The sequence below is a fragment of the Prosthecobacter sp. genome (genome assembly GCF_049294395.1).
GTDB lineage: Bacteria > Verrucomicrobiota > Verrucomicrobiia > Verrucomicrobiales > Verrucomicrobiaceae > Prosthecobacter.
This window is the reverse complement of the sequence record NZ_JBAQCR010000053.1, coordinates 1-1646: the sequence shown is the minus strand read 5'-3', so window position 1 is coordinate 1646 and position 1646 is coordinate 1. Positions and strand designations below refer to the sequence as shown.

Below are 1646 nucleotides of genomic sequence, written 5' to 3'. Positions count from 1 at the left end.
CCTCATCGGCCTCATCGGCCTCATCGGCCTCATCGGCCTCAGCCTCATGCTCATCGCCTGCGGTCCGTCCAAAAACGCAAACGCCCAGGCCCTCACCCATCTGGAGGCGCCGCATCAGCGCGGCCTCGCCGAAAACCCCCGCCGCATCCTCCTCGGCATGCGCTCCGTCGGCGAAGACTGGATCTGCTTCCGCAGCACCCCCGCCGCAGGCGACGAGTGGCTCATCGACCGCGCCCATGACAAAGCCGCCGTCAAGCGCGTCCGCCATGACGAAGCCGGCAAGCCCACCACCGAGACCGATGTCTATCTCAGCGGCCGCCGCTACAAAGATGAAGAAGGCACCGAAGCAGACGAAGAACTCCGCGTCACCTGTGACTGGACCACCGGCACCCTCGCCCTCGCCTACCTCGGCAGCGACCCTGCCGTGAAAAAATCCCTCGCAAAACTCCCACCCTTCGCCCCGCAGCACCGCGTGCAGTACGCCGACCTCGTCACAAAGATCGTCCAAAAGTGGAACCTCACGAATTAAGCCCGTCACCCCAGCATGGGTCTGAAGGACCCACGGATTCAGCCCAGGGCGCCGGAGCGCAGCGACAAGCCCTGAGTCGCACGCGCCACCACACATCGTCTATCCAGGTGGCGCCCTGAAGGGGCGCAGGAGCACGTTCTTTCGCTCCATCATTCCACAATCCATCTCGTTCCTCGATGTTGCAAATAGGGATGACGCGCTCCCCTGGCCAGCCCCGCAGATTCCACCTCCGGCAAACAGGGCGCGCCAAGTAGCAGCCACCTCAGCCCTTCTTCGCCGCCTCGATAAACACAAACCCGCTCAGCGGCCGCGAACAATCCGGCCACTCCGCCACCTCCAGGCATTCATCGATCAAAAGCTCCGGCGCGTTCTCGGGCGTATTCCGCACCATCTTTCTCGTCTTCATGAGCTCCCTCACCAGCTCCAGCGCCAGGCCCTCCGCCGCCTTGGCCGTTTCAGCCTCCGGATACGCATGGATGTAAAACTCCCGCAGCCCCGGAAACTTGTCCTCCTGATCCTGAATCAGAAAGTTTCGACCATGAACGATGACAGCAAATTTTTTCATAAAGGAATCAGGCGCAGAGAAAGCGCGACCCCCAGCGTGGCGCAGTGACACACCGTGTTCAAGGCCGCTTGCAGCCCTCTTTGGCGGTGCCTGCCTGAAGCCAGCAGGCCTCTCCAAAGCCGCGCGTCTCTCAAATCACCCTTCGCCTCCGCACTCCAAATTCGCGCTGCAAGCTCACGCCTCTGATATGGACTGCGGTCGCGGAGTGAGGAACGAACGCAGCTACCGCTTTCGCCGTGCCGGTTGACACCGCATACCACAAACCACCCGAATGCGGCAGCCAAAGCAGCTTCGCAAGCCCCATCACCCCACGCCCGCCACGAGACGCTCGAAAGCGGTAGCTCCGATGCAGGCTTGCGCCGTGCATCTGCGCGACCGCACTCCAAATTCGCGCTGCAAGCTCACGCCTCCCATATGGACTGCGGTCGCGTTGTGTGGCACGAACGCAGCTACCGCTTTCGCCGTCCTCGGTGACTCCCTCATACCACAAACCACCCGAATGCGGCAGCCAAAGCAGCTTCGCAAGCCCCATCACCCCACGCCCGCCACACC

The 1646-nt window shown here is 62.6% G+C and carries 2 protein-coding genes; one reads left to right on the top strand and one right to left on the bottom strand.

What is annotated here, in order from left to right:
- Positions 1-529, top strand: a 529-nt coding sequence (locus WAW39_RS03785; RefSeq protein ID WP_422315932.1) for a hypothetical protein, incomplete at its 5' end; no start/stop codon positions are given.
- 262 nt (positions 530-791) lie between these two features.
- On the opposite strand, the gene WAW39_RS03780 is transcribed toward WAW39_RS03785, so the two are convergent.
- Positions 792-1094: a hypothetical protein gene (locus WAW39_RS03780; protein ID WP_422315930.1), complete on the bottom strand. Its 303-nt coding sequence runs from the start codon at positions 1092-1094 to the stop codon at positions 792-794.
- Between the last annotated feature and the right edge of the window lie 552 nt (positions 1095-1646).

Coding starts and splice junctions, on each gene's coding strand:
- WAW39_RS03780 (WP_422315930.1), bottom strand. CDS start 1,094: ATGAAAAAATTTGCTGTCATCGTTCATGGTCGAAACTTTCTGATTCAG.